Below are 24267 nucleotides of genomic sequence, written 5' to 3'. Positions count from 1 at the left end.
CCTCGCATAATTGATGATACCGCTTATGTATACCTACATATGAAACTATAGATATACATAAGCGGTATAAAAAATCGGCTTGATGAATCAAGCCGATTGCTTATTTGCTTACATAAATCGTTTAAGGTAAACGCCGATACGTCCCTTACGGGATGTGCCCGTAATAGCCTCTACCTTCATTCGGCCACGACCACGCATAGAGATGATATCCCCTTCTTTGACCTCTTGGGATGGCCCCTTTGCAGGTTGCCAATTTACTTGCAATAAACCGGCATTTACAGCGCTCACCAATTTGGTACGGGATACGCTAAAGCCAGAGCTTGCTACCGCATCCAATCGAAGTGATGCAACGGTAGTACGCACTTCTTTAATCTTTTCTTCTTTTGGTGCTATCTCATCTAACTCCATCGGAGTTACAGATACGGCAACCATAGCAATCTTTGTAAAATTTTGCACTACAAAATCTGCTACAGCGCTATCTACGAGAATTTGTGCGCCCCCTTGGCCCATGATAATATCGCCAAATTTCGAGCGATCAATGCCAAGCCCCATCAAAGAACCAAGCACATCACGATGATTTAACAATCTAAATCGTGGATCCCAAGATACCTTCAAGGGAACGATACCCATATCTACTGTACCTTGAAAATGACTATCTACAAAGGCGATACGAATACGTTCCGCCCCTTCATAGCCGCCATAGGATTGAACGAGTAATTCAGGATAAGCCGCCTTAATTGCATCCGCAATAACAAGTCCTGCAGGACTTGTAAAGTCACAAACGCGATACGGTTTTCCCTTTACTACTTGTTCTGCTAAATCAAGCATACGGCGCGCTTCTTCACCGCTACCGCTTGCTTCAAAATATCTAATTAATTTACTAGTATCAGCCATTATTTCCCCAATTCATTGGAACGAGCTAAACAAGCAATAACCCCATCTTGTAGGGCACTGCGCAAGCCACCTTTTTCCATAGCTCCAATGCCAGCAATCGTAGTGCCGCCAGGGCTAGTCACTTGATCGCGCAATACAGCAGGATGTGTGCCGGATTCTAAGGCCATTTTACCAGCCCCATACATCGTTTGGGCAGCCGCCTTAATCGCCAATTGACGAGGTAATCCAATGCGAACTCCCGCATCAGCCAAGGCATCTAAAATGACAAACATATATCCTGGGCCAGCACCAGACAAAGCGCCTAATCGATCTAGGTCGGCTTCACTGACAACGGCTACTTCACCAACCGCATTAAATAAAGCCTCCACGTGAATTGTATCAGCTCCATTATCCGCAGTCAACGCAGTCATACCACATCCAATAGATGCTGGAGTATTCGGCATGGCACGGTACAACACCGCGGTTGGTAATGCTTTGCGCAAGGTATCTAATGTTACGCCAGCTGCCACGGAAATAACCGTAGCACCCGCTTTCACAGACGTTAATTGGCTCAATACAGATGGTAATACTTGTGGTTTAACAGCTAAGATAATCGTGTCAAACTGCGCCATATCAGGTAATTCTACAAAACCTGTAACGCCCAATTCGTCAACTAATTCGTCGCGATGTTCAGGGCGACGCACTACGATTGATACATCATCTCTACGTAATATACCTTGCGAAAGTGCGCCTCGTAAAAGGGCACCACCCATGGCGCCTACGCCTATACATACTGTTTTTCCCAACATAGTATCACCACTTTTTCTATACCGGATTATTTATTTTGCCAGTTAAATTCTTGTTGCTCAGTTGTTCCACTTTCAGATTCATTATTATAATCAATGGATACATTAACAGGTACGCACATGAAAATGTCTTTGCCTACCTTTTCCAATTTGCCATCTAATGCAAATGTTGCACCAGATACAAAATCAACGATGCGAGCTGCTTCGTGAGGATCTGTATTTTCAAAGTTAATCAATACAGGGCGCATGTCACGCAATTGATGAGTGATGCTTTCAGAATCTTCAAAAACCTTAGGTTCGATAACAACTACTTTCATGGCTGTTGGACGTTGTGTCATAGTGGATGTGCCTCCTACCTTACGTGGATGGAACTCAGATGCAGCTGCTGTTGGTGCTACTGGTGGCACGTCCTCTGCATAGTCCTCATCATCTTCATATTCATACTCATCATCATAATCATAACGGTCATCATTATTAATGCCGATAAAATTTTTGATTTTTTGCCATTGTTCTCCCATAGACATGGTAATCCTCCTAATATACTCACACTGTTATATTCCCAATTAGTTATATACACGTTCCCCAAAGATGGCAGTGCCTACACGCACGATGTTAGCCCCTTCTTGTAAGGCTATTTCAAAGTCATGTGTCATCCCCATCGACAAATATTGTATATCCCCATCAGGGAAATACCCTTTCATATCTTCATACAAAGCATGTGCCACTCTAAAGATAGGTCTTGCATCCTCCGGATTTTCGAAAAACGGAGCCATGCACATCAACCCTTTAACGCGTACATGCGGTAAGGTCTTCGCATAGTCTCGTATGTCAGGAAAATCCTCTACGGACATACCAGACTTACTCGCTTCGCGAGCTACATTGACTTGTAACAATATGTCTTGTACTTTATCGTGCTTAGCAGCAACCTTTTCGATTTCATCTAATAGTTTCTTACTATCTACAGAATGAATCAAATCAAACATCGGTACCGCTTGACGAACCTTATTAACTTGTAAATGGCCAATTAAATGCCATACCAATTTAGGACCTGTATAAAGCATTTGTTTTTCTTTTGCCTCTTGCACGCGATTTTCGCCTACATGAGTGCATCCAAGGCGAGCCACTTCCTCTACAGCCGTTACAGGATGATTCTTTGTAACCGCAACAAGTAACGCCGTATCCGTGCGCCCTACGCTAGCCATTGCATCGGCCATGCGTTGTTGGATTTTATGAAGGGATTCTTCAATCATATGATCCTCCCATATAGTAACGTATAAATAAATATCCTATAGACTTATATTATATAATATTTAACCAATAATGTATATCTTTACCGTTTTTCGAGCATACCAAATAATGCCATACGCCCTGTTTTACCATGTTCACGACGATAGGAAAAACAATTCTCATCGGTCATACTATCGGTACCACTAATACAGATTTGATCCTTTGGAACACCTCGTTGCAACAAATCTTCTTCGATAAATCGCCATAAATCAACATGTGGTGTCGCTTTCGACGCACCATCTCTAACGATATATCGGACCAATTCATCACTATTGGCATCAGTTATTTTCTTCCACTCGTCTGTGAAAGTATCTGCCAGTTCTTGATTAACCTCAAAGGATTTAGGTCCAATGCTAGGACCTAAATATACATAGCAGTCTTCAAAGCGCGTACCAAAATCTCGTTGCATCGCCTCTAGGGTGATAACCGGTAGATGGCCTATAGCACCGCGCCATCCTGCATGAACGGTAGCTACCACATGATGCACAGGATCGTAAATGCCTACTGGTACACAATCGGCAGTAAATAAGAATAATAGAATATTGGGTATATCCGTATAGATTGCATCACAATCTGGAATAGCGGTATCAGAACTCATGGCGCCAGCACCGATTAAATCTTCTGTAATGCGTACCGCATTGAGTCCATGCACTTGATTACCACAGGTAATGCGGTCTGGCGATACGCCTAAATGATTAGCCACAATGCTGCGGTTATCTAATACATCTTGTAATGAATCTCCTATGTGAGTAGCTAAATTTAGAGATTCACATGGCTTCTTACATACACCGCCATGACGATATGTATCCCCCATAACCAGAGGAAATTGATTGGCCCAGTTAGGCATTTCAAAAGACCATTTACGATCATCATTTGTATTTACATTTACAACAGTAATATCCATACGACTGTTCCTCTACTATTTATTTCTCGAATCACTTACACACGCCACAGCGCTTACAACCTTCCATACAAGGCGGTGTATACGCTTCATCAACGGCCCGTTGCCATTCTTGTTCTAAATAACCATTTCTTAGACCCATATCCAAATGAGACCAAGGCAAATAATCCTCAAACTTGCGTTCCCGATAATTACAGTCATCCATGTCGAGGCCGGCTTTTTTCATTTCAGATTTAAAGGATTTGCTACCTCTATCTAGAGCACATGCAGCGAGTACCTTGCCTAAGCGGCGGTCACCTCGGGCGAGTACACCTTGGATATATGCTTCTTTAGGAGACTCAACGAGTACCTCGATGCGACGATTTTTTTGCAATGATTTCTTAATATATTGTAATTTCTTTTCTACACTCTTTTGATGATCCATAGCCATCCACTGGAATGGTGTAAATGGCTTTGGTATAAATGGATTAATGCTAAGTGTTAATCGGCCTTTACAGCCCACCTCAGCCATGTGTGCTTGTGTACGTTCTGCCAGTCCTACAATAGCATCTATATCTTCATCCGTTTCTGTGGGCAGGCCAATCATAATATAAAGACGCATATGTTGAATACCAGACTTAGCGGATAACTGAGCCGCGGTGCGGAGATTTTCTTCACTAATCCCCTTGTTGATAACACGGCGTAATCGTTCACTACCCGTCTCAGGCGCAATAGTAATTGTCTTTTGTCCACTTTCAGCCAATCCATCGACAACGGCTTGTGTCAAGGAATCGGCGCGCAAGGACGCACAAGAATAGCGCATATCCTTAGAGCGGATATAGGTTACGAGCTCATCAACCTCTGGATAATCGGAAATGGCCGCCCCCATAAGACCTACCTTTTTCCCTAACTTTTCTGCTCTATCCACGCCTTCTTTCAAGATATCCAGTGGTCGTACACGCGGTACGCGGAAACAATACCCAGCCATACAGAATCGACAATGGCGGCCACAGCCTCGAGCTACCTCAATGATATACATAGCGCCAAACTCGGTGAAATTCGTAGCAATTACCGTTTCACCTCCACTCGTAAGAGCCTCAAAGTGGCGTCGTATGATTTTGGGTGCGCCATCTGCTATATCATAGCCAACAAAACGCTTATTATCGTCATATTGAGGGGTATATAAAACAGGTACATATACACCATCAATTTGAGCTAGTGCAGAAATCGTTTCTTCTCGGCTTTCACCATTCTCACGACCCTTGCGAATTCGTTCTAACACAGCAGTAACGATGCCCTCCCCTTCACCGATGATGAAAGCATCGATAAAGTCCGCAAAGGGCTCAGGATTAAATGTCGCACACGGTCCTCCGGCAATGACGATAGGATCAAAGCCAGTTCGATCTTCGCTCATAACAGGCACACGCCCATATCGTAGCATTAATGGGATATGAAAATAGTCCATTTCAAAGGTCACATCAAAGGCCACTACATCAAACTGATGCATAGGTCGTTGCGTTTCAACACTCATAAGCGGAGTTTTCGTCTTATCATAGACGTCTAGTTCCTTTTTCTCAGGCAAGAATATCCGCTCGCATACACTAGATGGATGCAAATTGATTTCCTCATAGATAATGTGAAGGCCTAAATTGCTCATGCCAACGAAATATGTATTTGGATAAACAATGGCAACCTTTTGCTCCGCATGAGGGTTAATAGTTACGCGACTATCTTCATCTTTATAAAGTTCTTGTAATCGATCAATTAAATCTTTACGGTTCACTAATTTCCTTTCTATATAAGCCCACTACGAAAAGTGGGCTTAACAACGCTCTCTATATATAATTCAAGAGATTATATTTTAGATTTTATTGTATCCTTTGTATGAATAGTCTTTGTTTTAATTGTTTTTACCAATTGAGGCCGATGTTTTTTCTCATACGGATACAATACGACTTTACCATCTCTGTATTCCGCAATGTAGATATCCTTAATAGAATACCCTTGTGCCTGTACCTCTTGTTCTAGCCATTCTTTATCTTTTTCAATTACATCAAGAGTAAATTGATTAATTTGACCATCATTGATCAAATCAAAACGAATATTCTCTTCTCCAAATTGAACAACACTAAGCTGACCATTTTGCTCTAATACGGCGCGCTTAACATCAGCTACATATTGAACACCAGCTGTACGAAGTTTTAGTTTTAACTCAGCCGATTGAATGCCATAACGCATACATTCCTCAGTCAAAATATGCCCTTTTTCAATAACAATTACCGGATGACCATCTAGAATTGTTTTAAAGAATCGAAGATTACCTTTTAAGAATTTAAGCGTCATCACGAGGATAGTCCATAAGATGAGGACTAACATAAATTGTAAAATACCAATCGCATCATTATAGATGATGGCGCCGATAATGCCGCCGAGTACATAGTTTTGTAATTGATCTAAGGCTGAGGTGGGCGCCAAATTACCTTTACCCATTAAGTTAATTTGTAAAATAATCGCCAAGAGACCTATGGCGAGTTTGGCAAAGACCATCCCATAGACGGCCATAGCTTCTGTCATATGTGGTCCTCCTTATGGTAATACATCCGCTTTATCATGAATTCGATCTGTAGGACTTACTGTATACACACGAGTGATTGTATAGGTAGTAAATTCAGGATTAAATTGCACCTCATAGTATGCATCGCTAACCTTTAAGATCATACCATTACGTACCTTTAAGGAATTAACAGCTAATCGACCTTCATCAACACCACGGTCTGCACTAAAGGAATGCAAGAATTGAGCCATTCTAGAAGAATCTTCAGAGTAATTCTTCATACGACCATATTCTTGATATTCTAAGCCTAAGAAAAATACAATAATTAAGGATAATATAACAGTTAAATCACGGTAACGGCTTGTAAAACCATTACGCAAAACTTGAATGCCTACTCCGAGAAGGGCTAATAAAACAACTACAAAGATAACGAAGCCTAATGTATGACCAGATGTGATTTGGCTTTCCACATAGGAAACGGTATAGAAGTCCATAATTATGCTCCTTTCATATATCTTTTTATTATATCACAAATAAATATGATAATAACCAACAACGATTTATAAAAAAATAGAGCTACCACAATGATAGCTCTATTAAACAGTTACTATACTAATTTATTTACATTCACGGTACACGATGATATAAGCATGAGTATTCGCTGTAAAACCAGATTCTAATTCTAGTTCAACTTCTAAAACGGCATCGTCAACGTCACCTTTATAATACGCATTGCGTTGTTCTGCGGAATAGAAATACATAGCCGCATTATATTCATTACCTGCTTGTACTGGAATTGTGATGGTAACAGGCTGTGTTTCAACATTCTTTGTTTTAGTACCCACATTATCCGTCGTGTAATATACGGATTCAATGGTATGTTCTCCTGGTGTTAATGCCACAATGACTTGACCATATTGACCAGTTTTATGATCAATAGTAGAAAGGTCCTTACCATCAACCTTTACAGATTTACCATAAATATGAAGAATCGCTTTATTAGCATTCTCTTGTACAAATTGTTGTTCACCGGCTTGTCGTTTTTTATTGAACTTCATAAATACGGCAAACAAAATGGCCCAAATGACTGCAACCGCCACGATGATAATAATAGTTGTAGAACTCATAGTATCTCTCCTTATACCAAAATATACTACATTGACTCTACGTTAACTATATCATACGTACTTGTATTACTCAATAAAAAAGCGACCCCAAATGGGGTCGCTTTCAGTAAGCCTATGCTTATCAAGAAATTACTAATGCAATCTCTTATTTCAACCAGCTCATCAAGTTGCGAAGTTCTGCACCAACTGGTTCGATTGGATGAACAGCTGCTGCTTCGCGATGTTCTTTAAGGAATTTTTGACCATTTTTGGAATCAGCCAAGAATTCATCAGCGAATTTACCAGATTGAATGTCAGCCAAGATTTGTTTCATAGCTTCTTTAGTTTCTGGAGTAATTACGCGAGGGCCTGCATAGTAATCACCATATTCTGCTGTGTTAGAAATGGAGTTACGCATTTTTTGGAAACCACCTTCGTAGATAAGGTCTACGATCAATTTCATTTCATGCAAGCATTCGAAGTAAGCGTTTACAGGTTCATAACCAGCTTCTGTTAATACTTCGAAACCAGTTTGAATCAATGCAGTCAAACCACCGCACAATACAGCTTGTTCACCGAACAAGTCAGTTTCTGTTTCGGATTTGAAGTTAGTTTCCAAGATACCTGCACGGCCACCACCGATACCGCAAGTCCAAGCTAATGCTACTTCTTCAGTATCGCCAGATGGGTCTTTTTCTACTGCGTACAAGCAAGGAACGCCGGAGCCTTCTTGGTATGTACGACGTACTAAGTGGCCAGGACCTTTAGGTGCTACCATGAATACGTTGATATCTTCGCGAGGAACGATTTTACCGAAGTGAATGTTGAAGCCGTGAGCGAATGCTAAGTATGCACCTTGTTTCAAGTTAGGAGCGATATCTTTTGCATAAACGTCTGCTTGTAATTCGTCTGGAATCAATACCATAACGATGTCAGCGCCTTTAACTGCTTCTGCAGTTTCTTTTACAGGAAGACCTGCCTCTTCAGCTACTGCCCAGCTTTTGGAACCAGCGCGAAGACCGATAGTTACGTCAAAACCGTTTTCTTTCAAGTTCAATGCATGAGCATGACCTTGGGAACCGTAACCTAAAACTGTAATTTTTTTGCCTTCCAATTTACTTAAATTGCAATCTTCATCATAGTAAACTGTTGTACCTAAAATTTTACCTGCCATGTTAGACAACCTCCAATATTATATTCAATAGAATATTTAATATATATACTGTACACAATCTCGCAAATAATTGCAAGGTTTGTAGCGTATATCGTAATTTATCGAATAGTCAAATAGACTAATTCATAACTAAATTTGTACCCTCTTTGTATTAAAAAAATATGAATTCAGAAATTTTCATACCTTATTTAACGATAACCCAAGGGCGATCTTTTTCCCAAACAACGGATACATCAATACCGAAAACATCGGTCAATATATCGTCAGTTAAGATGTCCTGTTTTTTGCCTTTATACACGATGAGACCATCTTTAATAATTGCTACATGTGTAATGCTAGGCATAATTTCTTCGATTTGATGAGATACATAGATAAAAGGCTTCTTCTCATCACGAGCCATGTTTTCCACGGTTCTTAAGAATTGCTCACGAGCCGGCAAATCAAGACCAGAGCAAGGTTCATCTAAGATCAACAAATCAGGATCTGCCATAATGGCACGAGCCAATAGTACACGGCGTTGTTCGCCAACGGATAAGGTGGAGAATTTATGGCCTTCCAAATAGGATATTTTAAATTCTTCCATTAGGTCTATCGCTTTTTTTCGCTGGTCTTCAGAGACGTCCTTATAGATGCCGATAGTGTTGAAAGCACCGGAAATAACGACATTTTCTACCAATTGGCGATCTAAGGTAGATTGAAATTGGCCCAATGTGGCGCTTACAAATCCTAAGCGATTTTTAATCTTAACCCATGCATATTTGCCAAATTCATGGCCAAATACACGCAACAGACCGGTCGTTGGGATTTGATAGGCTGGAATCATACTGAGCATCGTCGATTTACCGGCCCCATTGAGGCCTAATAGAGCCCAGTTTTCGCCTTCTTCCACGTGCCAATCTACGCCTTTTAGAATTTCTCGACCATCGCGACGAAATTTGACATCTTCATAATGTAGTACTTCACTACTCACACAATCATCTCCTACATTTTTTCTCCACGGCTCATAGCAGTGATACCTGTTTTGGCAATTTCAAGAATACCATAGGTTTCCATAATTTGGATGAAACCGCGTAATTTTTCTACGCTGCCGATAACCTCAATAATCATAGACGTAGGAGAAATGTCTAGTACATTACCGCGATATACGTCGGCAATTTGAACAATTTGAGATCGTGTTGTAGCTGTTGCTTTCACCTTGATAAGCATTAATTCACGGCAGACTACATCATGATCGTCAAAAACTTTAACCTTAACAACATCGATTAGCTTGTAGATTTGTTTTTGCACTTGATCGAGGATGCGGTCATCCGCTTCAACAGTAATGGTAATACGCGCATAACCTGGCTGATTTGTAATACCAGAGGTCATTTTTGTAACGTTAAAACCACGGCGGTTAAAGAGTGCCAAAATACGTGTACCAATACCTGGCGCATTTTTTGCAATGATTAAGACTTGATGTTCTTTAGCCATTTATAGCACCCCTTTCTTACCCATCATACCGCTTACAGTGCCACCTGCTGGAATCATCGGCAATACATTGTCTTCTCGTTCAACACGACAATCCAAGACGATGCTTTCGTCAGAGGTAATATAAGATTGGAAATCTTTATTGAAAGCTTCTACCGTATCGAGACGAGCTGCTTTCAAATCAAATGCATCAGCTAATTTCAAGAAGTTTGGACTTATTTCCAAATCTACATAGGAATAGCGACGATCATTAAAGATTTGTTGCCATTGACGAACCATGCCAAGATATCCATTATTGATGATCACAATTTTAATTGGTAAATTGTACTGGCGAACCATCATGAGCTCTTCACAAGTCATTTGGAAACCGCCATCACCAACTACGAGGATAACTTGTTTCTCAGGTGCCCCTACTTGTGCACCAATAGCCGCTGGCAAGCCATAGCCCATTGTACCAGCGCCACCAGAGGTAACAATAGTATGTGGCTTTTTATGAGTTAAGAATTGAGCTGACCACATTTGATGTTGCCCAACATCAGTTACAATGATGGCATCATCATTAGCGATTTTATTAAGCTCAGATAATACATATTGTGCATGTAACTCACCATTTGTAGACTCAGGAACCACCATAGGATATTCCTTTTGCCACTCGCGGATTTGTTCAATCCACGTCTCATGAGTAACAGGTTCAACTAATGCATTAAGTTCGGTTAATACTCGTTTTAAATCACCTACAATAGGTACGTTGATAGTAACATTCTTATCGATTTCAGCTGGGTCGATATCGATATGAATGATCTTTGCTTTTTTACAGAAGAAATCAGGATGACCTGTAATGCGGTCATGGAATCGAATGCCTGCCGCTATAACAAGGTCGGCCTCCTCTGTACAGTTATTAGCCGCTACAGATCCATGCATCCCTACCATGCCAAGTGCTAATTCGTGGTCTCCAGGGAAACCACCAAGACCAACCAGCGTATTAGTCACAGGAATTTGAGCCTTTTCAGCTAACTCCTTAAGTTCATCCATAGCGCCTGATTTCAATACGCCAGCACCAGCAATGATAAGTGGACGCTTTGCATTCTTGATAAGGGTTGCCGCTTTTTTAATTTGCCCTTGATGGCCTTTGTATGTTGGATCATACCCTTCAAGATGAATAGGTACTTCGTATAATTTATTGTATTCCGCCATAGATATTTTTTCTGTTTGAATATCCTTTGGAATATCGATTAATACAGGACCTGGACGACCTGTACCAGCGATGAAGTACGCTTCCTTGATAATGCGAGGCAAATCGTGAATATCTTGAACTAGATAGTTATGCTTAGTAATCGGCATTGTAATACCTTGGATATCCGCCTCTTGGAAGGAATCCTTACCGATAAACGGACGACCTACCTGTCCAGTAATAGCTACCATCGGCACTGAGTCCATATAAGCCGTCATAATGCCTGTTACAAGGTTTGTTGCACCAGGTCCAGACGTAGCAAGGCATACGCCTACACGACCGGATACGCGTGCATAACCATCTGCTGCATGGGCTGCACCTTGTTCATGACGTACGAAATAGTGTTTAATTTCAGGGAAGCTATAAATTTCATCATAAATTGGAATGACTGCGCCACCTGGATAGCCGAACATATCAGTTACACCAAGGCGATGCAATGTTTCTAGGACAATGCGTGCCCCATTGATTGTTTCTGCGCTCATAGGAACCCTTTCAACCAGCTATTCTGATAGAATCTCGCTGGAATTTAAACGTTGAATAATGTAACCATTATTTTTAAAAGTATCAATAATGCTTTGGATGTGCTCTTCCCCATTGGTTTCAACCGTTACTTGTAATTCCACTTCATGGAAACGGTCAAGGTTTTTAAACTGATTATGATCGAGCTTAATTACATTTGCATCCGCCTCAGCAAGCATTTGAGATACCGCAACCAATTGACCTGGTTTATCCGGAAGATTTACAGAGAAGGTGAAGATCCGACCACGGACTACGAGACCTTTATTAATCATAGAGGAAATGGTAAGTACGTCGATATTACCACCGCTGACAATAGCTACCACCTTTTTATCTCGGCAGTCTAGCTTTTTAAGCCCTGCTAATGGTAAGATACCTGAATTTTCTGCTACTAATTTATGTTTTTCAACGAGCAACAAGAATGCTTCCATCAATTCGTAGTCTGAAACTGTAATTATTTCATCTACGTATTTCTTAATATATTCAAGTGTAGTTTCACCAATTTGACGTACCGCCGTACCATCAGCAATGGTAGCCACTTCGTCGAGTGGTACAGGATGATCGGCCTTTAATGCTGCCAAAGCACTGGCTGCCCCTTCTGGTTCTACACCAATAACTTTGATGCGAGGATTTTTTAATTTAGCAGCCGCTGCAATGCCAGATACAATGCCGCCGCCCCCAACAGGTACCAGTAATACATCCGCATCAGGTAGTTCTGCTAATACTTCAAGAGCAATTGTACCTTGCCCTTCGATGACATCTTCATCATCGAAAGGATGAACAAACACATAGCCGTTTTCTTGTTGGAGCTCCATCGCCTTTTGGTAAGCTTCATCATAAATCTCACCATGTAGTACAACCTCAGCCCCATATTGTTTTGTAGCATTCACCTTTATGAGAGGTGTATGTTTTGGCATGACGATTGTGGCTTTAATGCCGAGGCGTTTAGCTGCAAGTGCTACACCTTGTGCGTGGTTTCCTGCAGATGCGGCAATAACACCGCGGGCCTTTTCCTCTTCTGTCAATTTTGCAATTTTATTGTATGCTCCACGCACCTTAAAGGAGCCTGTTATTTGCAAGTTTTCTGGCTTGATATATACATCATTGCCACACTCGTCTGAAAACACATCACTATGAAGCAATTTAGTTTTCACGGTAATCGTGGTTAACCGTTCGCGAGCCTCCATAAAATCATATAACTTACGCATTAATACTCCTTTATTAAAGATTGGTATAAAATATATTACTATTAAGATTAGTCTTCAAATACTTCGATAGCACCTTGTGCTGCAGAAGATACATGGAGAGCATATTTTTTAAGGTATCCAGTTACATTGGATTTGAATGGTTTCAATGCTGCTTTACGGCGAGCGATTTCATCGTCAGATACAGCTAATTCCAATTTGCCGTTTGGAATATCGATGTTGATGATATCACCATCTTCAACAACGGCGATTGTGCCACCTGCGGCTGCTTCTGGAGATACGTGACCAATGGATGCACCACGAGTAGCACCAGAGAAACGACCGTCAGTCAACAATGCTACGTCTTTATCAAGACCCATACCAGCGATCATAGATGTTGGAGTCAACATTTCGCGCATGCCAGGACCACCTTTAGGGCCTTCGTAACGGATAACTACCACATCACCTTTTACGATTTTACCGCCTGTAATAGCTTCAACAGCTTCTTCTTCGCTGTTGAATACCTTTGCTGGGCCAGAGTGAACGAGCATATCATCATCTACGGCACCTGCTTTTACAACGGAACCGTCTACAGCAAGGTTACCTTTAAGAACCGCAATACCACCTGTTTCATGAACAGGATTATTCCATGGATGGATAACATCTTCATCCACAACATGAGCTGCTGTTGCAATTTCACCTTGTGTTTTAAGAGCTACAGTTTTGCAATCTGTATGCAAACGACCATTTTCTGCTAAACGTTTCAACACAGCAGATACGCCGCCTGCAGCATACAAATCTTCGATGAAGTATTTACCAGATGGAGAAAGTTTGGACAATTGAGGTGTGTTTTGTGCAATGCGATCGAAGTCGTCCAAGGACAATGGCACTCCTGCTTCGTGAGCAATGGCTGGCAAATGAAGCGCTGTATTGGAAGATCCCCCCAAGGCCATATCGAGAGCTACCGCATTTTCAAAGGCTTCGCGTGTCATAATGTCTTTAGGACGAAGGTTTGCTTTCAATACCTCTACTGCTTGCATACCTGCTAATTTAGCAAGACGTAAACGTTCAGAGTATACTGCTGGGATTGTACCATTACCAGGAAGGCCCATACCAAGAGCTTCTGTTAAGCAGTTCATTGTATTAGCGGTGTACATACCAGAGCAAGAACCACATGTAGGACATGCGGTATTTTCGATTTCAGCTAACTCAGCATCACCCATTTCACCAGTTTGATGTTTACCTACTGCTTCAAATACATCAGACAAACCGATTTTTTTGCCATTGTGTACGCCTGCAAGCATAGCACCACCGGATACGAATACGGATGGAATGTTTAGACGAGCTGCAGCTATCAACATACCAGGTACTACTTTATCGCAGTTTGGAATGAATACCATCGCATCAAATGGTGTTGCCATAGCTGTTGCTTCGATGGAATCAGCGATGATATTACGAGTTACCAAGGAGTATTTCATACCGATGTGGTTCATCGCCAAGCCGTCACAAATACCAATTGTATTGAACTCGATTGGCACACCACCTGCGTTGCGGATACCGTCTTTTACGGCTTGTACAATATTTTTCAAGCCCACATGACCAGGAATGATTTCATTAAAGGAATTGGCAATACCAATGACCGGTCTACCTAATTCTTCGTCTACGAAACCGAGTGCTTTTAATAAAGATCTGTGTGGTGCACGTGCTACGCCTGTTTTTAAATTGTCACTTCTACAACTCATGATATTCTCCTCACTTCTTTTGAAAGTATCCACTTGGACGGCTTTCACAATGAATAAAAAAAGACGATTCCAAAGAACCGTCTTAAAAGTTTACAAATGATATTCCTTTTGTTTACAGAATTCCTAAATACATACATAAAAACCTATGTACCCCATGGAATACATACAAATAAGAAACACTATAGTCAAATCTTATTGATTGTATATTAAACCATTCGCGGAACTTTTAAGACAAAAACGTGTTAAGTTGTTGTTCATAATTCGAATGTTTTTAATAATCACGACCAGCGCGATAATCAACAAGCTAATGACTAAACCGAACATGTTTCCTCCTAAAATAATCTGTAACGATAAACCTATAATAACACGTTCTATAGTGTCATGCAATAAATATTCTATAGATTTATTATATTTTTTTTATGAAGTTCACCATACCCAATAGCTATACCCATATATGTTTATGCACCAATATTGGATATACAAAAATCCCCCGCCGTAGCGAGGGATTTATATATTATAAAATACCGAACAGCCACATACCAAATGTACCAGCCCAGAAGTGAATCATAAAACTTACTACAGAAATAGCAAGACCTACCCGCCACCATGTGCCTTGAGGTACATAGCCTGCACCAAAGAAGATTGGTGTTACACCAGAGCTATAATGCGTTAATGTACAGCCAGGGCTATTCATCAAACCAAAGAGCAAGATGGTAAATGGAATCGGCGCACCCATGGCAACCAAAATGGCTGCAAAGGCGGAGAATAATGCGGTAATACGCGCCGTACCACTAGCAAAGAAGTATTGAGAGTATACGAAGGTTGCAGAGATGATAAAGGATGCCCAGAACCAATCGATACCTACGAGATGTTGACTTACAAAATTAGCAAACACAGCCACTACACCAAGTTTACCAAGAAGGCCCGCCATACCAACGAGGGTCCCCATCCAAATGAGGATATCCCAACCGGTGCGTTCACCTAATATGTCTTCCCATGTAAGGGAGCCAGTTACAACACAAGCAAGAACACCCATCATAGCAACTACTGTAGGATGTAACTTTGTCCAAATCGCCGTAGCCCAAAGCAAAATACACAGGATAAAGATAATAGCCACAGAAATTTCAGATTTCGTAATTGGCCCAAGTGCATTTAATTCCTTTTGTGCCATCTCAGCCGCCTCTGGTGTTTCTTTGATTTCTGGCGGATAGATTTTATAGATAAACCATGGCATCAAAATCATACAAATCACACCAGGGATGACACCCGCTTGGAACCATTCCCACCAAGAAATATCATAACCAAATAATTTTGCACCTAAGGATGTGATCAATAGGTTACCGCTACAAGCAGTTAAAAAGATTGTTACTGTAATTGTATTGATGGTGTGGGCCGTCGTCATCAAGTACGCCCCTATGCGACGTGCTGTATTGCCATGAGGCTCAGAGTCAAAAGCAAGGGAAATATTTTGGACAATTGGAAAAATGATACCGCCCCCACGCGCCGTATTAGATGGCGTAGCTGGAGAGATAATCAAATCCGTACAAGCTAAGGCATAGGCTAATTTCAGAGAACTTGTACCAAAAGCACGAATTAATGTGTATGCAATGCGCTTACCGAGGCCGGAATTAATAATACCTCTAGAAAAGAATACGGCTGCTACGATAAGCCACACATTAGCCTCTGCATAGCCACCCAAGGCTTGCACCATCGTAATAGAATTTGTTGCTACTGCCACAACAATACCAAAGAGTGCCATAATACCCGTCGGCCAAGGGCGCAAAATAAAACCAACAATCGTAGCCGTAAAGATAGCCAACAAATGCCAACCTTCAGGCTTAATCGCCTCTGTATGAGGCAAAAACCAAATAATCAGGCCAATCAAAACGGTTAAGGCCGCTCGTGTCCATGTACTCATAGTCCCTCCAAAAATTCCTTAATCTTAGGTTTTTGACGCAATGTCTCCATTTGTTCATCAGTCAATAATTTAACCTTATCTCGGTCTTTATTAACAAGGCAGAAAAATCCTATATAGTCGCCCTTATTAGCTCTAAATTGATGAATTGTATTACCTGGAATTTCAATAAAGTCCCCTTGTGCTACATCATAAATTTCATCACCTAGTAAAAGCTGCCCCTTACCGCGGCCAATCATAACCATATGTGTATGCTCATGATACTCTAACGTAGAGTAGCCACCGGGCAAACATTCAAAATAACGGAATTGGCAGGGAATATCATAAGCCCCATCATATAGCACTTGTCGTGTTACATCCTTAAAAGGACTACCATCTTGTTTATACACCAAGGTATCAACGCCATCCCATTTAAAATTTTCCGAATCAAACTTGCGTATCATCTCATCACCTCACAATACAAAAAGGGCTGTATCGAAACGATGTTTCAATACAGCTCTATGAATTCGATTATTTAAAGAGACGTTTAATCGTACCTAGTAAACCATGGCTATGTTCACGAACACCATCAGCCACGGACTCAACATCAAATCCAGTTCGTTCAATAGCTGTTGTAATCGTTTCAACAGATACCTTTGCTGGATCAAAAGATACAGTAGCCGTTTTATTTGGCAAATCAACTTCGGAACTAAGTACGCCATCTAGGCCTAATGTAGCACCTTCTACTGTTTCCTTACAATTATTACACATCATACCAGGTACAGTGAATACCTTTGTTACAACGCCATTATCTTCACCACAACCGCAATCTTTGCACATAATAATACCTCCTAATCATTAGCTTCCTTATGTTTTTCATCATTTTTAGCCCCAGCTGTCACATCGATAGTGGTAGCAGATTTAACGGCTTCCTTTGTTTCATCGACAGCTTTCTTTGGGCCGGAAAGAGCATCTTTAAATTCATTGATCCCCTTACCAATCGCTTTACCCACTTCAGGTAATTTACCAGGTCCGAAGATAACTAGAGCAATCACTAAAATAACTATTAATTCAGGTGTTCCTATAGACCCCATTTGTATCTCCTTTATATTTACTTAATACTACAACAATCAGTGTACATCATTATACGCATCTTTGTCCACATACCATGTCATAGGTTCTTGTGAAAGCACTGCACCCGGCAGTACACGACCGATACGTTTATCCCATGATGTATCTTCATAATCCTCACGTTGGTACAAAACCTTTGTAAGGGCAGTCCGTTTACTTTCACCAGTCACAGTGAACCAAAGGACATCTGTTTTCGCCAAAAACGAGAAGGTCATGGAAATGCGTTCCCACACCTTGCCATCCTCAACGGGCACAACGTTGCGATCTGCTATACGCAGTGCATGAGAACCCGCAAAAAGTCCTGCTGTATGACCATCCTCACCAAGATCCAGGATTGCTAAATCCAGGCCAGATTTTTTACAAGCTTTAAGAACATTGCCTATTTCTTTATCGTACTCGTCAGCTGCCTCTATAACAGTTTTCGAATTGGTGTTAATAGGAAAGAAATGAGCCGCCCCCTTCGCCTTACAAAGCAGATATGGTTTTACACGGTTGAAATAATTATCTTCATGAGACTGAGGCAAAAATCGCTCATCAGTCCAGACAAAAAATATCCGTTCCCAGTTAACACGCTCAATGTACTCAGCAGAGTTCAATGTCTCTAACAAACCATTGATGACTGTGCCTCCAGTGATACCTACAATGCATGTTTCGGTGCGGCTGATTTCTTCATTGGTGAAAGCAATAAAATCCTCCGCCAATGCAGCGACCACATCACTAGGAGTATCATAACATTTAATTGTATCTTGAGCCATAAAATATGGACCTCCTAAAACTATCTCAATAGTTCTATTATATACGTTTTGTCAATGTATGAAAAGGAAAAACCGATGTAACACACTATATGAGTCACATCGGTTCTAATAATATGAGTATGTAGTTCTAATTTACAGACGATTTAACACACCTTATTACAAAATAGTCTTACTTTTGGCCAAATTTAGGACGACGGCGTTCTGTAAAGGCAAGAACACCTTCTTTGAAATCTTCAGAAAGACCTAATTCACATTGGTTTTCTACTTCAAATGTCTTATATTCTTCCCAACCTGCTAAGAAGCTTCTCCACATCATTTCCTTCATAACGTGGTACGATTTTGCAGGGCCTTTTGCTAATTTTTCAACTAGGCGTCTTGTAGCAGTCTCTAAATCCTCTGGTTCACAAACTTTATATACAAAACCAAGTTCTTTACCTTTTTCAGCAGAAACAGCTTCGCCAGTCATAACGATATGCATAGCACGGTTCATACCAATAGAACGAGTTAACAAGAACAACCCGCCTGCATCTGGAGCAAGGCCTACATTTACGAAAGCTTGGATAAAGCGTACATTGTTAGCCGCTACTACAAAGTCCGCTGCTAACGCCATGTTGAACGCTGCACCTGCCGCTGCACCTTGAAGGCTCATGATAACAGGTTTAGGTAAGCGTTTCATAGCCATAGAAATCTGCGCTACTAGCTCAACGATTTCAAATAAAGACTCTGTATCACCATCATTTACAGCCCGTTCCATTTCTGTTAAATCGCCGCCAGCAGAGAATACCTTGCCTTCAGCATTGATGAGCAATGCACGAACACTTTCATCATGATGTGCTTTATCTAAAACCTCAAGGATCTCCTTGCACATTTCGATGTTAAAACCATTCGCCACTTTAGGACGATTAAAGGTCAACGTACCAATACCGTTGTCCACTACGTACTGAATAGTATTATATATCATATGAATTCTCCTATATGAAAATTATCTTTCGAAAAAATTCGATTATGTACCTCTATTATAGGAAAATAAAATGGGGATGTAAATGTGAAATTACTTCTTTTCACTAACCCCTATATTAAATAGGTTTTCAAATTGAGTAATAGATTCTGGCAAAATAGCTTTATATTCCGTATAAAATGCTTGTAACTCTTGCGTGGAAATACGAATTACATTCTTCATCTCTTCTAAATTCTTAATATCTCGTGCATATAAGTAAATATAATAACCTTTATCTTCATACTCCTTGAACGAAAGAGCATCTAATTCGCCTGCTTTCGGACCTTTAACTTGTACAACAGCCTTTTTAACATTATTTACATCACGAGAAATCAACTGACATTCAATCTTTACAGTCGTTGATTTATTGGCAATGGAGTTAGAAAGTAGATAATAGCCTTTAACAATTTGAAGGTAAGAAATTACCAACTCTTCCAATTCAAAATCGGGTAGATTCTCTATTACATTATTCGCTATAGTTGAATTAACATTATAATACGCTTCATCAGGTTCTTTATTAGGGTCTTCACTAAGCAATTTATTAAATACAAATTTAGAGTATTCGGTGATAGCTGGATAATGTAATCTCTGAACAATTCCACCTCTAGCGCGATTAAACGATGCTTTTATCTGTCCAGGCACTTCTAGGCCAAGTGCATAGGCTTTAACAGGTAAAATAGCACCAATATCTAACTCTTTATTTAAATAGGCCTTAGCATGATTTTTGACTCGACAAATCCAATACACACCATTTAGATCTCTCGTCCAAAACAGATCATTTACACGAGCCTCTTTAAATATCTTTAAAGCTGGATTTAATCGTCGATTTTGTCCATGTACATACTCTACAACGGTATCATAAAACGCAGAATAGTCATCAGATTCAAAATTAACACAACTCCAACCTATAGCTAAAAATTGATTTTTACATTGATTTTTACCATGTAAGCAGAAATCAATTAATTTCTCCCGTTCATTTGTAGCTGTTTTTAAATTAATCCTCGTAACGTAATCCTTTTCCATACTGTTTCCCCCTAACAAATGAAATATATTTACACTATACCATAAATTAGACGCAAAAAACACCTGCAGACATTGTCTGCAGGTGTAATAACCTGTTGTCCAAATATTAACGTTTGGAGAATTGGCTTGCTTTGCGGGCTTTTTTAAGACCGTATTTTTTACGTTCTTTCATACGTGGGTCACGAGTCAAGAAGCCAGCTTTTTTCAAAGATTGACGAAGTTCGCCATCTACGTCCAATAACGCACGGGAGATACCGTGACGAATTGCACCAGCTTGACCGGAAGGACCGCCACCAGCTACAGTTGCGATTACATCGTATTGTTCAACTGTGTTAGTCAAGTTCAAAGGTTGTTTTACGATCAATTCCAAAGTTTGGCGACCGAAATATTCATTAAGTTCACGTTTGTTAACAGTGATTTTACCTGTGCCCGGTACCAGACGAACTCTAGCAACGGAAGATTTTCTACGACCAGTGCCGTAATATTGTGCTACTGCCATTATATGTTCCTCCCTCTAGATTATCGTACGGAAATTTCTAAAACTTCTGGTTTTTGAGCTGCATGTGGATGCTCAGGACCAGCGTATACGTTTAATTTACGGTATTGTTGTGCACCCAATTTGTTTTTTGGAAGCATACCACGAACTGCCATTTCAACAACACGTTCAGGTTGTTTTTCAAGCATCATGGACAATTTAGTGAAACGGGAACCACCTGGGTAACCAGAGTGACGGAAGTATTCCTTTTGTTCCAATTTTTTACCAGTTACGCGAATTTTTTCTGCGTTTACAACGATCACATGGTCACCAGTGTCTACGTGTGGTGTGAAAGTTGGTTTATTTTTGCCCCGAAGAACTTTTGCAACTTCGGCAGCAAGGCGTCCTAAAGTTTTACCTTCAGCGTCAACAACATACCATTTCCGTTCGATTGTGTTCGGATTGGCCATAAATGTAGTTTTCATGCTGCATATCCTCCTAATAACGTCATAATTCTACCAAAATCAGCTTGTCCTTTGCTTCCGGGGCTAATGGAAACACGACTAAAGCTTACTCAAAATAGTATACAGATTTTGGTGGTTCATGTCAATTGTTTTTTATACTGCCATAGCCCTTTGACAGCAACCATCATAAAGAAAAAACCACCCAAGTTTGAGTGGTTTTCCCATAAACGCCAAATTATTTGGAGTACAATTCGACGATAAGTGTTTCGTTAACTTCGATAGGAAGTTCTTCACGTTGAGGAAGACGAGTGAATGTAGCTTTGAAGCCTTCCAAGTCTTTTTCAATGTAAGGAAGTTCGAAAGAACGAAGTTCTTGGAAATTAGTTTTGAACATTTCGTTGTCGCGGGAAGCTTCACGAAGTTCAATAACGTCACCTGGTTTGCAGGAGTAGGATGGAATGTCTACACGACGACCATTTACCAAAATGTGGCCATGGTTTACCATTTGACGAGCTTGACGAATGGAGTTACCGAAGCCGATGCGATATACAAGGTTATCAAGACGTTGTTCCAAAAGGATCAACATGTTTTGACCTGTAACACCTTGCATTTTTTTCGCTTTATCATAATAGCGTACGAACTGGCGTTCTAGCAAGTTGTAGTAAGCTTTAACTTTTTGTTTTTCTAATAATTGTGTGCCATACTCAGACATTTTTTTCTGACGTTGGTCTTTTTTGACGCGATTCAAGGCTTTTGCGTGACCGAATACGTTCACACCAAAGCGACGACAAAGTTTGAATCGAGCCTCTCTTCTCGTTGCCATGTGATTATCACCTCATAAATTAATATATACTTGTACCACGACATAAAGGTACTTAGTAATAATATCACTTCTTATGCCCCTATGTCAATTAGTTCTCCCTATAAATAACATGTGCAAAGCAGATTCTTTCGCCATACTATTTATCATTATTTTTACTCACCTATCATAATATTAGAAACGAAATTTCTTATAAAAGAACCGCTCTATATCTATTCTAATTAATTCATCGCCTTTTATAGATTTAGATGAAAAAATACTTATAGTATGCTACAATACAATTAATATAGGTAATAAGTAGTAATGTGAGGTTTTTATTATAATCGGAGTACCGAAATGAAAGAATTACCAACCATGCAAGAGCTACAAAGTTTTATTACATATAATAAAACAGGTAGCTTTACACTAGCAGCACAAACGATGAATATCACCCAATCTGCTTTCAGTGCGCAAATGAAAAAATTAGAACGACTTGTAGGCGTTAAATTAATTTCTCGCTCCACCCGCGGCAGCCGTTTGACGCCAGAAGGTGAACTATTCCTGCCTGAAGCAGAACTCGTATTGGACACATTGGAGAGAGCCATACAATCCATCCGTTTAGCTAGCAAGGTTGAACGCCCTATCCTAAACATCGGCGTTCTTCGTAGCCTCGGCGACATTCGCCTCAATGGATATGTATCGCATTTCTTTGAAAACCATCCTGAATTTTCTGTATCTATTTACGATATGGAAGAAGAAGAGCTATTGCTCGATTTACGAGAAAATCGTATCGACATTGCCCTTCTCTATTTACCAAATAATAAGGACATGTCCTTATATGAATCAAAAGCGCTACGGGAAGATGAATTTGTATATTATGCGCCAAAATTGATTGATCAAGTTAAAGAAGCTACGTTAAAATCAATTCAACAATTCCCACTTTTAATGTATCCACCTAAATATTTTATGTACCGTACATTAAAAGCATATGTAGGTAATGGTCAACAAAATCTACACATCCGTGGTAGCCGCTTATCTAATCCGTACACAATGATCGATTATTGTGGTAAGAATGAATCTGGTTGCATCGTAGCGCGTCAAATTCTCGATGCCCTCAACATCACTACTGGCTATTTACCATTAGAAAAACCATTTAAGTTACAAGTATGTTTCGCATACAAGAAAAATAATTCTAAAACTGAAACGATGCATACATTTATGGACTATGTCCATCAGGAATCTCCTGCGAGATTATAATACTCAATCCCTCGTTTTAATAGCGAGGGATTTTTTATTGTTTTCAAACTCAATAATCTACTACTGACAGGGTACAACAACCATGATACACTAATATGAGATTTATAATCATTGTGAGGTATATATGTTATTATCTATATTCTATTTTTTATTAGCCGGTATCGCCGAAATTGGCGGTGGATATCTCGTCTGGCTCTACATGCGCGATGATAAAAGTCCTCTATATCTACTAGTGGGCGCCATTATCTTAATCTTGTACGGTATAATCCCTACATTTCAACCAGAGGCCAGTTTTGGCAAGGTCTATGCTGCATACGGCGGTGTATTTATTGCCCTCTCAATCCTATGGGGTTGGCTCATCGATGGTTTGCGACCAGATATGTATGACATCATCGGCGGTCTTGTATGCCTTGTAGGTGTATATATCATCATGTATGCACCGAGATAAATCAATATACAAGATTTATAACAACCATACTGAAAGCGACACATAGTGTCGCTTTTTGTATTTGTACTGCACACATCTGAATTTATAACACAAAAAAGCAGTTATCCGAAGATAACTGCTTTAGCTTGGTGGACGATGACAGGATCGAACTGCCGACATCCTGCTTGTAAGGCAGGCGCTCTCCCAGCTGAGCTAATCGTCCAT

The 24267-nt window shown here is 40.3% G+C and carries 27 protein-coding genes and 1 tRNA gene; 2 read left to right on the top strand and 26 right to left on the bottom strand.

Annotation, left to right across the window (positions count from 1 at the left end; genetic code table 11):
• Positions 1–108: 108 nt before the first annotated feature.
• From O3598_RS09300 to rpsD, 25 genes are all read right to left on the bottom strand, one after another.
• The gene (locus O3598_RS09300) at positions 109–894 is read right to left on the bottom strand and encodes a YlmH family RNA-binding protein (RefSeq protein WP_005380371.1); all 786 of its coding nucleotides are present in this window, start codon (positions 892–894) and stop codon (positions 109–111) included.
• The gene (proC, locus tag O3598_RS09295) at positions 894–1682 is read right to left on the bottom strand and encodes a pyrroline-5-carboxylate reductase (RefSeq protein WP_281740925.1); all 789 of its coding nucleotides are present in this window, start codon (positions 1680–1682) and stop codon (positions 894–896) included. Before proC ends, O3598_RS09300 begins: the two co-directional genes overlap by 1 nt.
• A gap of 26 nt (positions 1683–1708) precedes the next feature.
• The gene (locus O3598_RS09290) at positions 1709–2203 is read right to left on the bottom strand and encodes a cell division protein SepF (protein ID WP_005375690.1); all 495 of its coding nucleotides are present in this window, start codon (positions 2201–2203) and stop codon (positions 1709–1711) included.
• A 39-nt stretch (positions 2204–2242) separates the two neighbouring features.
• The gene (locus O3598_RS09285; protein WP_005380354.1) at positions 2243–2929 is read right to left on the bottom strand and encodes a YggS family pyridoxal phosphate-dependent enzyme; all 687 of its coding nucleotides are present in this window, start codon (positions 2927–2929) and stop codon (positions 2243–2245) included.
• A gap of 80 nt (positions 2930–3009) precedes the next feature.
• A complete protein-coding gene (pgeF, locus tag O3598_RS09280) occupies positions 3010–3870 on the bottom strand; it encodes a peptidoglycan editing factor PgeF (RefSeq protein ID WP_316065516.1) in 861 nt (286 codons plus the stop codon).
• Positions 3871–3901: 31 nt separating this feature from the next.
• Positions 3902–5629: a radical SAM protein gene (locus O3598_RS09275; protein WP_316065515.1), complete on the bottom strand. Its 1728-nt coding sequence runs from the start codon at positions 5627–5629 to the stop codon at positions 3902–3904.
• A gap of 71 nt (positions 5630–5700) precedes the next feature.
• Positions 5701–6420: a DUF421 domain-containing protein gene (locus tag O3598_RS09270; protein WP_005375701.1), complete on the bottom strand. Its 720-nt coding sequence runs from the start codon at positions 6418–6420 to the stop codon at positions 5701–5703.
• A gap of 12 nt (positions 6421–6432) precedes the next feature.
• Positions 6433–6894 carry a DUF3290 family protein gene (locus O3598_RS09265; protein ID WP_060807947.1) on the bottom strand — a complete coding sequence of 154 codons (462 nt, stop codon included), beginning with the start codon at positions 6892–6894 and terminating at the stop codon, positions 6433–6435.
• A 123-nt stretch (positions 6895–7017) separates the two neighbouring features.
• A complete protein-coding gene (locus O3598_RS09260) occupies positions 7018–7527 on the bottom strand; it encodes a hypothetical protein (protein WP_005375719.1) in 510 nt (169 codons plus the stop codon).
• A gap of 145 nt (positions 7528–7672) precedes the next feature.
• Positions 7673–8680 carry a ketol-acid reductoisomerase gene (ilvC, locus tag O3598_RS09255; protein WP_105083992.1) on the bottom strand — a complete coding sequence of 336 codons (1008 nt, stop codon included), beginning with the start codon at positions 8678–8680 and terminating at the stop codon, positions 7673–7675.
• Positions 8681–8864: 184 nt separating this feature from the next.
• On the bottom strand, positions 8865–9650 hold the full coding sequence (locus O3598_RS09250; protein ID WP_285416687.1) for an ABC transporter ATP-binding protein: 786 nt from the start codon (positions 9648–9650) through the stop codon (positions 8865–8867).
• An 11-nt stretch (positions 9651–9661) separates the two neighbouring features.
• Positions 9662–10150, bottom strand: a complete 489-nt coding sequence (gene ilvN, locus O3598_RS09245; protein ID WP_005375704.1) for an acetolactate synthase small subunit — start codon at positions 10148–10150, stop codon at positions 9662–9664.
• Positions 10151–11860, bottom strand: a complete 1710-nt coding sequence (ilvB, locus tag O3598_RS09240; RefSeq protein WP_005380370.1) for a biosynthetic-type acetolactate synthase large subunit — start codon at positions 11858–11860, stop codon at positions 10151–10153.
• Positions 11861–11878: 18 nt separating this feature from the next.
• On the bottom strand, positions 11879–13102 hold the full coding sequence (gene ilvA / locus O3598_RS09235) for a threonine ammonia-lyase (RefSeq protein ID WP_005380340.1): 1224 nt from the start codon (positions 13100–13102) through the stop codon (positions 11879–11881).
• A 47-nt stretch (positions 13103–13149) separates the two neighbouring features.
• Positions 13150–14820 carry a dihydroxy-acid dehydratase gene (gene ilvD, locus O3598_RS09230; RefSeq protein WP_005380366.1) on the bottom strand — a complete coding sequence of 557 codons (1671 nt, stop codon included), beginning with the start codon at positions 14818–14820 and terminating at the stop codon, positions 13150–13152.
• 514 nt (positions 14821–15334) lie between these two features.
• Complete coding sequence (locus O3598_RS09225; protein ID WP_371450247.1) at positions 15335–16738, bottom strand: DASS family sodium-coupled anion symporter; 1404 nt, start codon at positions 16736–16738, stop codon at positions 15335–15337.
• A complete protein-coding gene (locus O3598_RS09220; protein ID WP_005377848.1) occupies positions 16735–17178 on the bottom strand; it encodes a cupin domain-containing protein in 444 nt (147 codons plus the stop codon). The genes O3598_RS09225 and O3598_RS09220 overlap by 4 nt, the downstream gene beginning before the upstream one ends.
• A 67-nt stretch (positions 17179–17245) precedes the next feature.
• A complete protein-coding gene (locus tag O3598_RS09215; RefSeq protein WP_118354122.1) occupies positions 17246–17554 on the bottom strand; it encodes a heavy-metal-associated domain-containing protein in 309 nt (102 codons plus the stop codon).
• An 11-nt stretch (positions 17555–17565) separates the two neighbouring features.
• On the bottom strand, positions 17566–17808 hold the full coding sequence (locus tag O3598_RS09210; RefSeq protein WP_005377864.1) for a Sec-independent protein translocase subunit TatA/TatB: 243 nt from the start codon (positions 17806–17808) through the stop codon (positions 17566–17568).
• 36 nt (positions 17809–17844) lie between these two features.
• A complete protein-coding gene (gene pgl / locus O3598_RS09205) occupies positions 17845–18600 on the bottom strand; it encodes a 6-phosphogluconolactonase (RefSeq protein ID WP_371452479.1) in 756 nt (251 codons plus the stop codon).
• 169 nt (positions 18601–18769) lie between these two features.
• Entirely contained in the window at positions 18770–19561 is a 792-nt protein-coding gene (gene fabM / locus O3598_RS09200) for a trans-2-decenoyl-ACP isomerase (RefSeq protein WP_316593992.1), read from the bottom strand.
• Positions 19562–19651: 90 nt separating this feature from the next.
• Positions 19652–20620, bottom strand: a complete 969-nt coding sequence (locus O3598_RS09195) for a ribonuclease D (protein ID WP_316064737.1) — start codon at positions 20618–20620, stop codon at positions 19652–19654.
• A gap of 106 nt (positions 20621–20726) precedes the next feature.
• Positions 20727–21119 carry a 30S ribosomal protein S9 gene (gene rpsI, locus O3598_RS09190; protein WP_005377846.1) on the bottom strand — a complete coding sequence of 131 codons (393 nt, stop codon included), beginning with the start codon at positions 21117–21119 and terminating at the stop codon, positions 20727–20729.
• 20 nt (positions 21120–21139) lie between these two features.
• Positions 21140–21580 carry a 50S ribosomal protein L13 gene (rplM, locus tag O3598_RS09185; protein ID WP_005381375.1) on the bottom strand — a complete coding sequence of 147 codons (441 nt, stop codon included), beginning with the start codon at positions 21578–21580 and terminating at the stop codon, positions 21140–21142.
• Positions 21581–21794: 214 nt separating this feature from the next.
• Entirely contained in the window at positions 21795–22382 is a 588-nt protein-coding gene (gene rpsD / locus O3598_RS09180) for a 30S ribosomal protein S4 (protein ID WP_005377187.1), read from the bottom strand.
• Between the two features lie 333 nt (positions 22383–22715).
• Here rpsD and O3598_RS09175 point away from each other — a divergent pair, with 333 nt between their 5' ends.
• Positions 22716–23615 (top strand): LysR family transcriptional regulator, encoded by a 900-nt coding sequence (locus O3598_RS09175; protein ID WP_005377113.1) that lies wholly within the window; start codon positions 22716–22718, stop codon positions 23613–23615.
• A gap of 124 nt (positions 23616–23739) precedes the next feature.
• Complete coding sequence (locus O3598_RS09170) at positions 23740–24063, top strand: YnfA family protein (RefSeq protein ID WP_316064855.1); 324 nt, start codon at positions 23740–23742, stop codon at positions 24061–24063.
• A gap of 126 nt (positions 24064–24189) precedes the next feature.
• On the opposite strand, the gene O3598_RS09165 is transcribed toward O3598_RS09170, so the two are convergent.
• Positions 24190–24265 (bottom strand) — tRNA-Val (locus O3598_RS09165).
• Between the last annotated feature and the right edge of the window lie 2 nt (positions 24266–24267).

This window comes from Veillonella atypica, assembly GCF_041431435.1.
Taxonomy (GTDB): domain Bacteria; phylum Bacillota; class Negativicutes; order Veillonellales; family Veillonellaceae; genus Veillonella; species Veillonella atypica.
The sequence above is the reverse complement of the archived record's forward strand: the minus strand, read 5'-3'. Positions and strand labels throughout refer to the sequence as shown.

Bases quoted from the DNA above. Each gene is read 5' to 3' on its own strand.
- ilvN (WP_005375704.1), bottom strand. From the start codon at position 10,150: ATGGCTAAAGAACATCAAGTCTTAATCATTGCAAAAAATGCGCCAGGT.
- O3598_RS09290 (WP_005375690.1), bottom strand. From the start codon at position 2,203: ATGTCTATGGGAGAACAATGGCAAAAAATCAAAAATTTTATCGGCATT.
- O3598_RS09225 (WP_371450247.1), bottom strand. From the start codon at position 16,738: ATGAGTACATGGACACGAGCGGCCTTAACCGTTTTGATTGGCCTGATT.
- proC (WP_281740925.1), bottom strand. From the start codon at position 1,682: ATGTTGGGAAAAACAGTATGTATAGGCGTAGGCGCCATGGGTGGTGCC.
- fabM (WP_316593992.1), bottom strand. From the start codon at position 19,561: ATGATATATAATACTATTCAGTACGTAGTGGACAACGGTATTGGTACG.
- pgl (WP_371452479.1), bottom strand. From the start codon at position 18,600: ATGGCTCAAGATACAATTAAATGTTATGATACTCCTAGTGATGTGGTC.
- rplM (WP_005381375.1), bottom strand. From the start codon at position 21,580: ATGAAAACTACATTTATGGCCAATCCGAACACAATCGAACGGAAATGG.
- O3598_RS09265 (WP_060807947.1), bottom strand. From the start codon at position 6,894: ATGGACTTCTATACCGTTTCCTATGTGGAAAGCCAAATCACATCTGGT.
- O3598_RS09285 (WP_005380354.1), bottom strand. From the start codon at position 2,929: ATGATTGAAGAATCCCTTCATAAAATCCAACAACGCATGGCCGATGCA.
- O3598_RS09170 (WP_316064855.1), top strand. From the start codon at position 23,740: ATGTTATTATCTATATTCTATTTTTTATTAGCCGGTATCGCCGAAATT.
- O3598_RS09210 (WP_005377864.1), bottom strand. From the start codon at position 17,808: ATGGGGTCTATAGGAACACCTGAATTAATAGTTATTTTAGTGATTGCT.
- O3598_RS09260 (WP_005375719.1), bottom strand. From the start codon at position 7,527: ATGAGTTCTACAACTATTATTATCATCGTGGCGGTTGCAGTCATTTGG.
- rpsI (WP_005377846.1), bottom strand. From the start codon at position 21,119: ATGGCAGTAGCACAATATTACGGCACTGGTCGTAGAAAATCTTCCGTT.
- O3598_RS09300 (WP_005380371.1), bottom strand. From the start codon at position 894: ATGGCTGATACTAGTAAATTAATTAGATATTTTGAAGCAAGCGGTAGC.
- ilvB (WP_005380370.1), bottom strand. From the start codon at position 11,860: ATGAGCGCAGAAACAATCAATGGGGCACGCATTGTCCTAGAAACATTG.
- O3598_RS09270 (WP_005375701.1), bottom strand. From the start codon at position 6,420: ATGACAGAAGCTATGGCCGTCTATGGGATGGTCTTTGCCAAACTCGCC.
- O3598_RS09175 (WP_005377113.1), top strand. From the start codon at position 22,716: ATGAAAGAATTACCAACCATGCAAGAGCTACAAAGTTTTATTACATAT.
- rpsD (WP_005377187.1), bottom strand. From the start codon at position 22,382: ATGGCAACGAGAAGAGAGGCTCGATTCAAACTTTGTCGTCGCTTTGGT.
- O3598_RS09220 (WP_005377848.1), bottom strand. From the start codon at position 17,178: ATGATACGCAAGTTTGATTCGGAAAATTTTAAATGGGATGGCGTTGAT.
- ilvC (WP_105083992.1), bottom strand. From the start codon at position 8,680: ATGGCAGGTAAAATTTTAGGTACAACAGTTTACTATGATGAAGATTGC.
- ilvD (WP_005380366.1), bottom strand. From the start codon at position 14,820: ATGAGTTGTAGAAGTGACAATTTAAAAACAGGCGTAGCACGTGCACCA.
- O3598_RS09195 (WP_316064737.1), bottom strand. From the start codon at position 20,620: ATGGAAAAGGATTACGTTACGAGGATTAATTTAAAAACAGCTACAAAT.
- pgeF (WP_316065516.1), bottom strand. From the start codon at position 3,870: ATGGATATTACTGTTGTAAATGTAAATACAAATGATGATCGTAAATGG.
- O3598_RS09215 (WP_118354122.1), bottom strand. From the start codon at position 17,554: ATGTGCAAAGATTGCGGTTGTGGTGAAGATAATGGCGTTGTAACAAAG.
- ilvA (WP_005380340.1), bottom strand. From the start codon at position 13,102: ATGCGTAAGTTATATGATTTTATGGAGGCTCGCGAACGGTTAACCACG.